Raw genomic sequence first — 8,123 nt, 5'->3', positions numbered from 1 at the left:
AAGTACGTTCCTATGACGGTTATATAACGCAGCGGCTTTCGGCCGGCAACGGAAAGGTGTTTGTCCGTATAAAAGAAGGTGAAAAACCATTCAAGCCGTGGCCAACTGCCGCACAATAGCCCCCGTTATAGCTTCTCCGTTATCTCCGTGAAGCTATCGTCGATGATGTCCGGTGTTCCGACCAATTGGACACCGTGAGGCGATAAAATATACGCATGATTAGGTAACTCGTTATTGAATGTAAATGATACGAATAGGTCACGTCCTTTTATGTAGTATTTTACTTGAAGCGGCTTTTTTAAAATTCTTTTTAAGGAAGCCGCCAAACCTGTATCTGGTATGTATATAAATGATAAAAAGTCCATGCACGTATCAGCAGAATCATTGCATAAGACCGCTATCGGGGCACGATACCAGTCAGTCACATTGTCTGCAATCTTATATACAGAATCGTAAGCATTTACAAAATGAGGATATACCTTGAATAAATCCGGAGATAACAACCCCGCTTTTTCAATAGTGGTTGTACCAATCAGTTCTCCCACATCGGTTGTGGAGACGTGGGAGAACTGATACCGGTTGTAACTCCTGGGAAAGACGGATTAAGTAATTCCAAGTTTGCAACAACAAAGATAAAATCAGAAGGCAAACGTAGCGTATTACTATACCGTTCATTAGCTTCCCAATGGGCTCCTTTTGCTATCAGAGTATCATGTATATCCACAGGTGAACCATCAAGTGATTTTTGCGTTTACATTGCTGGTAATACTATGGAATTACAAGATACCACAAAAGTATATGTCAAATACCTGTATGGACAGCCCAATAGCGATACATACCTAAAAATGAAATACGAAAGTGACCATAGAATATCCATATACTTGACTTCGGATAATTCATTAGGTGATAGAACTATTGTCAGAGAACTGATAGTTAGAGATTCAATGTATGATATGGCTACACAAGATGATGAAATTACCGGACTGACAGATTGCACTATTGTGCAATAGGTTTTATCTCCTTGTATGATTCGTCAATGAAACTAATATCTTTAATTATATCGCATGGGGTGCTACAATCGTATTTAAAATAAACAGATTGCCCTTGTACTACAGTGAATACTACGTAAACATCCCAATTCTTATAAACAACTTTTATATCGGTAAACCCGGATGGTATGGAATAAAACTCTCCGACTATTCCATCGGAAGGTACTTTGTTTGCGTAGGTTGCCAATCGAACCCCTACGTTGTAGAAATTATGGCTTCCAATGATATTGAGACTTACTCCGTTCCATTGGATTTGATGGGTATAATGGATTGCAAAAGAGTTTGTGACACGTAATTTTTTCCATAACAGTTCTCCCACATCGGTTTGCAGCTTCTCGTCAAAAAAAGTACATTTGGCTTAAAAATGGATAAAATCAAATACCGCTTAGTTTACAACAGAAAGAAACAGCTAAACAAACAGGGAATGGCCCTTGTGCAAGCTGAAGCCTTGCTTAACCAACGAAAAGTATACTTTAAAACGAACATTTATCTGAAACCTGAACACTGGGATAAACAAACTTCTCAAGTGTGTAACCATCCTCAGGCGAATGACCTGAACACAATGCTATTCGAGTTTATTTTACACTTGCAAGCCATTGAGCTATCCCTATGGAAGCGCGGCATTCCGGTTACCTTGTCATTGCTGAAGGATGCTATCAGAAAAGACAAGCCGGTCAATGTCACTTTCCCCGTATTTGCCAAAATCTATGTGCAGGAATCCGACCGTAAAAGAAGTACCAAGGAGAACCTGATGACAACGATAACCGTGCTTCAGGAGTTCCGTCCCGGATTGGATTTCAAAGACATTACTTATACCTTTCTAAAGGATTTTGAAGTGCATTTGAAAGAGAAAGGTAATAGCGTCAATACAGTTGCCAAACACATGAGGCAGTTACGTACATTAGTGAATGAAGCCATTAATCAGGGTTATATCCCTTCCGATGCCTACCCCTTCCGGAAGTACAAGATAAAGCAAGAGAAAGGGCGAAAAGAATTCCTGACTCCGGATGAGTTGAAGAGGTTGGAGAATCTTGATGTGGACAAGAAGCTCCGCCATGTACTCGATGCCTTCCTGTTCTGTTGCTATACCGGACTGCGCTATTCCGATTTCTGCCAGCTTACACCTGAGAACATTATTCGTGTGAATGGTAAGCGGTGGCTTCATTTCAAGTCCGTCAAAACAGATGTAGAGATAAGACTTCCGTTACATCTTCTGTTTGAGGGTAAGGCATTGGCTGTATTGGAGCGTTACGATATAGTAACTGATTTTGCTAAAATCGGACCCAATTCAGAGGCCAATAAGTATCTTGCCCAATTAGCTGCCCTTGCCAGGATAAGGAAGCACATAACCTATCATACGGCCCGTCATACTTGTGCGACCCTGCTTGTGCATCAAGGCGTTCCGATTACCACCGTTCAGAAGTTGTTAGGTCATACTTCCGTCAGAACTACGGAGGTGTATTCAGAGGTTCTTTCTAATACGATTATTCGGGATTTGAAGGCTGTAAAAAGGAAGAAAAAAACACCTGATTTTAGCCGTGTGGTAGAATGTGGGTAGATTTTATAGGTTCTACTGATATTCTACCCAAGATAACAAGCTGAAATCAACAAATATTTTATCAAGAAGCTATTCTTTGGTATATTGATAGTACAAACTGCGGAATAAAGTTTTACTTTTAATTACCTATATTGATGAGAAAGGATATACAAATAAATACAGCCACAAATGATATGATTCTACAAAGCAAAGGTGCGGCAAAGAAATATTCATTTAAATGGCTTGAAGAAAAAGACCTATATTTAACGGCTCAAATAACCATACCATCCAGTTTTAATACTAATCTTTTATATACCGTTGGGGTAAAGGTTGAAATACCTTACACACCAGTATATAAGCCTATAAGGATATGTATTGTAAAAGATTTTAGTGGAGGAAACGAACGTGTAATTGTTAATCCTACAAACAATTCAGAATGGTTTGAAGTGCATACGAAATTATTTGGTTTTAAGGATTTGAATTTATGCGCTTCTCAGTTTATAATTATAAGTCAAGATAATTATTGTATCCAACTAAATGAAGGTATAGCATATTTGTGGGCCAGTGGAATTTCTGATATGGCTAATATTAATGCCAATATTCAAAATAGAAACTTATTACTACAGTGTGTTCCTTCTAATAATTATAGATACCCGACATCTGGTGTGGGGCTGATTAAATACCTCCATGCTAATTTAGCCCACTCAGGTTTAGCAGAAAAATTGCAAACAGAGTTCAAAAATGATAAGGTTAATGTCATCAACGCTGCCTTTAATTCCTACTCAGGAGATCTGGAGTTAGATTTAGATTTTTCAGAAGCAGATGCAGATATATAAAGTAAAAAATAATCAAAATATATTCGATGTTGCTTTAAACATATATGGTTCCATTGAAGGGGTTTTTAATTTATTAGCTAATAACCCTGAACTATCCTTTTCTTCGATATTAAAAGAAGATGACGAATTATATTGGGATGAAGGTTCTGCTATATATGATCATATAGTAAATACTATGAAAGCAGAACATATTATCCCTGTTAATGGAGAAAGACATGTGTACTTTAAAGAGACAAGTGCTACACTAAGGTGCGTTATCTGTGTATCTCCAGATTCCCCTTCAATAACTTTGTTAGTATCAGGAGATGGAAGTATGGTTGTAGATTGGGGTGATAATAGCGATTTGGAAAACATATTATTAGAGCCAACTGACAAAGCATACACACACTTCTTTGATAATGTTGTTGAAAAAAGAGAGATTAGATTGTATGGTGACTTTAACTTAAAAACTTGGAATATGTCTACAATCAATGGGCTTATTATGCCTACTACACCATTAGTTGTAGATGAAATTATTTCAGAAAAGAACAATATATCCCTACAAGGGCTATTTTTATTTAAAGGCACATATTTAGTAAAACTGTCTAATATGAGCATATCCAGTCTTTTATCTATACAAGATATGAGTTTGGAAGTTTTAGAGTTGAAAAACATAGACTATTATAATAAATCGGTTATTAATGATTACCTAATATATATTGCAACTCACAATAACCAAAGAAGAAATTGTAAGGTTATATTAGATATACAGCCCTCTGGAGAATATAAAGAACCCATAAGGGACGATGGGGGGAATTATATAATAACAACCGGAATGGAAGCTATATACGTGATCACTCATGAACCCGCATGGAATGAATCAGGTTCATGGCTTTTTAATATAAACGGAACTATTTATCAATATGAAAATTCAGATATAGCATGAGTCGCACATTAACAGAAATATACAACGAAGCTGTAGAAACAAGAAATAAATATTTAGAGTTAACAGAGTTGACCAATGATTCAAAGATGTCAATTATCAATTCTTTTACTTGGGTTACAGCTGCTGCTATTTATTCATTTGAGACATTGTTAGATATTTTTACAATAGATATTGCAAAAATTTTTACCCAACGAATTAATGGTACCCCAATGTATTATGCCAATGCTATGTTAAAATGGCAATATGGTGATGATTTGGTTGTTAATGATGAAGGTACAGCATTTCATTATGCAACTGAAGACATTGCAAAAAGAATCATTACTCATGTGTCTTATCAAGAATATTATAGTGAAGAATTTAAAGACAATATTTTAATATTGAAAGTTGCTACTGGGGAGGGTAGCTCGTTGTCCAGATTGTCAGGGGAAGAATTGGTCGCTGCTCGTGCCTACCTTAACCAAATCAAATTTGCTGGTGTAAAATGCAATGTAATAAGCCGCAAAGGCGATGTACTGGTCCCAAGACTTACCGTATATTATGACGGAGCAATTACCAAAGAGGAACTTTATGATAACATAGATGATGCACTTGTAAAGTTCATTGAGAATATGAAATTTGATTCTTTGGTTTATTCACAAAAGGTCATAGATGCTATTCAGCAAGTAGAACACGTTACAGACGTTTACATAGATAAAGAAGCCAGTGTAGAGCAGGGGGTATTTGTTGCTCAATACAACGATAATGACGAACTTGGCTTATTAACCAAAATAGACAGAAAATGCTATTTGTCCAGCGGATATGCTAAGCAAAGTACAAAACAAGGTGCAGAAAGTAACTTGCCGACATTTCGGGAAGCGGTTGTGATAAAATTAGAAACAGAATGAGAAGTTATCGTATCAATATGGATCGTTTGGTCAACCAATTGGTCCCTCATTATTTGGGCGGTCGTAAATTAATATTATTTCTTCAGTCTATCTTGCAGCCGTTGAATTCATTGAATATAGGGTGGGTGACATGGGCTGATGAAAAACGCATAGAAGCAGCAATGACCTCTCAGGTCATTATGATGGAATATTTTTTAAACCGCAAATTTGGTAAATATTTTTTAAACACTTCTGAACGCATTGTTATTTCAGATGGTGTTGTGAACGGGGTTCCGATATATTGGGAAGCTTCCAATGAAGATATGAATCAGTTCCCTTTATACAAAGAAGGTGAATCTGAGATTGAAGGACACCCATCAGTCCCATTACGCTGGAAAGATGAAAAAACACCAACTGGTAATGTAAGCTTTGTAGTGAGTTGCCCAACTATAAATACCAAGATAGTTTCACAAGAAGAGTTTACAGCAATGATTTCTTTTTATATAGATCGTTATCGTATTGCAGGAAAAAAATTTAAAGTATTGTATATTTAATATGAAAGAGTTTACTTCACAAACAGGCGGGCGTTATACTTATATTGACGACATTATGAACCTGCAAGACCTTGCGCTGGCATTCGCCGGTATATTTGACGGATGCGATAATTTTATTATTAGCGGGTGTCAAGTCTCTGGTACAAATATCAGTGCAGGGTATGCGTATATAAATGGGAAAATACGTTATTTTACAGGAACATCAGGAGCTTCAAAATGGCCAATGTATTTGTATGAAAACAATTCTGTGGAAAGAGTGTCATACGCTGATTCCGGTGATAAGATCGGGCGTAATGTGTATGGATGCGCAATATCTGCGGATATTCCAGTATCTAATGATACATTGACTAAGATGCCGCCACAGTTTATTAGTATTGCGTCTGATGGAAGCGCACTCCGTTTAAAGGAAGCGCTATTTGGTAAATATGCTTTGATGATAGATTCTCCATACCCATCGCAAACCGTTAAAAAAGATATTGTTATAGATGGGGACGCAACATTTAACAAGGAACTGTTTGTTAAAAGAGGAGTAAATTTAGTGGCCGGAACTTCTAAGGCCAGCGTTTTTTATAGTAGCTCTGGTGCACTAAATATCCAATCTCAATTAAATGAGAAAACTGTCTATAAAGTTACGATTACAGAAAAAGGAGCTGTTCAATTCCATGTTAACAATAACTTACTGGCTTCGCTTGACTCTAATGGGATGGTGTTAAGGGTGGCATTGTCTTCCGATATTATAAAAGGGGGAAATGTAACTGTTACTAATAGTCATATATATAATTCATCCGTAGCGACCGATAAAGGGACCTTAAATATCAATATGTTAGGGTATAATGGCAGTTCTTCTTATTACCGTGATACCATAATCGGTGATGGAAAGGGGGGTGCGGCACTTAGTATTGTTGGCAAAAGCAAAGAATGTACATTTAATGGTTCGGTAATAATATCAAGCGTTGCCGCTTCTCTTTTAAGTTTGAAACATTCTACTCTTTCAAAAACAGATAATGAATTGGTTAGTTATCTTAATTGGGCAGATAAAAATTCGGAACAAATTGCTTATATAGGCTACTCGAATACAGAAGACAAGAATCTGCATTTCAAAAATAATATTGGTGATTTAGTTCTCAATAATGATGTGCATGTGATTGGTAAATTATTTGTAAATGGTGTCGATTTGTTAGCTAAAACAATAGATTACCCCAAAGATAGCGGCTGGATCCCTATAAAAGTTCAGAATTGTGGAATTACGACTCAAGTATATGTCCGCCAAATAGGAAAAATCGTGTCCATCCAAGGAGAATTGCACACTCATCATAATGGTGTGATTTTTACATTACCTAACAATATTGATCCTCCAAAGTACAAAATAGGTTATTCTCATAATAAGGGACATGGCTCCTGGCATTGTGTGATTTCAGGCGGACAGCGCAACTGTGTGGTAGACTATTGTAATAACGGATGCGCAGAATACATCGGATTTTTAATGACATATATTATTTAGATTATGAAAATTATTAATGTAAGCGTTGACATTGAAAGTCAACGCCAAAATGCTCAGTTAGCATTGTTTCAAAAAACAATACAGGATGAAAGCAACACGACAAAGCAAGAAGAGCAAGTCATCAAAAAAAGAGGGCGGAAAGCCAAAAGGGTATAGTTTAAAAAAGTTTGATGAGACCCGAATAGGTTTTTTAATGAAGCATGAAGCTCCAATAGAGTACAAATTGTTAATGGATGTGTGTGAATTTCTAAAGTATAGCAAGCCGCCTCCTGAGCTAATAGAGCATATTGGATACGCTTCCCAAGATACATTCTTTCGGAAAACAAAATACTGGAGGTGTCTGAAAGATTATAGAAAATATGGTCTAAGACCACCGTATGCAGTTATTACAAATAAAAATAAAGAACTTTATTATATACATATAAGGATGAATAAGTATATATATTGATATGTATTAAATATAAAAATTAATATATTTTTAATACATATAATATTGTTATAAAATATTTTATTCTTACTTTCGCAAATCAATTGATGAATAAAATCTTCTTATATTATTAAAAACAGTAATTTACACGCCTAATATATTCTAATATTTAGGCCTTTAATACATCTTTTGATTTTCTTCGCTGGATAAAGGAGGCAAGTAAAATCATGTATAATTTTATAATAGCCACACTGCTCAAATATATTTAATTTTGAAAGTTTGAGACAAGTGTGGCTATTATAAATATCATAAGTCAAGTATCGTTTAAGTCTCATTATAGACTGCAATAATCATTATTAAGAGGAGTTCTATAAATTAAAATATTGTAGTACAGTTGTTTATATGGTTCCAAGAGCGTAAATTTGCAGAAA

General features: G+C 35.8%; 9 protein-coding genes. 8 read left to right on the top strand and 1 reads right to left on the bottom strand.

What is annotated here, in order from left to right:
* Window positions 1-125: 125 nt before the first annotated feature.
* Window positions 126-545, bottom strand: coding sequence for a hypothetical protein (locus AB5903_RS21245; protein WP_118939927.1), 420 nt, complete (start codon window positions 543-545; stop codon window positions 126-128).
* 15 nt (window positions 546-560) lie between these two features.
* On the opposite strand from AB5903_RS21245, the gene AB5903_RS21240 reads away from it, so the two are divergent.
* The 8 genes from AB5903_RS21240 (at window position 561) to AB5903_RS21205 (ending at window position 7,713) form a co-directional block, all read left to right on the top strand.
* Window positions 561-1,010, top strand: a complete 450-nt coding sequence (locus AB5903_RS21240) for a hypothetical protein (RefSeq protein ID WP_368118250.1) — start codon at window positions 561-563, stop codon at window positions 1,008-1,010.
* Between the two features lie 403 nt (window positions 1,011-1,413).
* Entirely contained in the window at window positions 1,414-2,607 is a 1,194-nt protein-coding gene (locus tag AB5903_RS21235; protein WP_368118249.1) for a site-specific integrase, read from the top strand.
* Between the two features lie 134 nt (window positions 2,608-2,741).
* Window positions 2,742-3,422 (top strand): hypothetical protein, encoded by a 681-nt coding sequence (locus AB5903_RS21230; protein ID WP_368118247.1) that lies wholly within the window; start codon window positions 2,742-2,744, stop codon window positions 3,420-3,422.
* The gene (locus AB5903_RS21225) at window positions 3,409-4,347 is read left to right on the top strand and encodes a hypothetical protein (RefSeq protein ID WP_368118245.1); all 939 of its coding nucleotides are present in this window, start codon (window positions 3,409-3,411) and stop codon (window positions 4,345-4,347) included. Before AB5903_RS21230 ends, AB5903_RS21225 begins: the two co-directional genes overlap by 14 nt.
* Entirely contained in the window at window positions 4,344-5,231 is an 888-nt protein-coding gene (locus AB5903_RS21220) for a hypothetical protein (RefSeq protein WP_060386285.1), read from the top strand. Before AB5903_RS21225 ends, AB5903_RS21220 begins: the two co-directional genes overlap by 4 nt.
* Entirely contained in the window at window positions 5,228-5,764 is a 537-nt protein-coding gene (locus AB5903_RS21215; RefSeq protein WP_368118244.1) for a hypothetical protein, read from the top strand. Before AB5903_RS21220 ends, AB5903_RS21215 begins: the two co-directional genes overlap by 4 nt.
* Window position 5,765: 1 nt before the next feature.
* Window positions 5,766-7,265 carry a hypothetical protein gene (locus AB5903_RS21210; RefSeq protein WP_368118243.1) on the top strand — a complete coding sequence of 500 codons (1,500 nt, stop codon included), beginning with the start codon at window positions 5,766-5,768 and terminating at the stop codon, window positions 7,263-7,265.
* Window positions 7,266-7,350: 85 nt separating this feature from the next.
* Complete coding sequence (locus AB5903_RS21205; RefSeq protein ID WP_368118241.1) at window positions 7,351-7,713, top strand: hypothetical protein; 363 nt, start codon at window positions 7,351-7,353, stop codon at window positions 7,711-7,713.
* The last annotated feature ends 410 nt before the right edge of the window (window positions 7,714-8,123 follow it).

It is taken from the genome of Bacteroides sp. 2201st1_D9_2201SCRN_220225 (assembly GCF_040928965.1).
GTDB lineage: Bacteria > Bacteroidota > Bacteroidia > Bacteroidales > Bacteroidaceae > Bacteroides > Bacteroides stercoris.
This window is presented reverse-complemented; position numbering and strand designations above follow the sequence as displayed.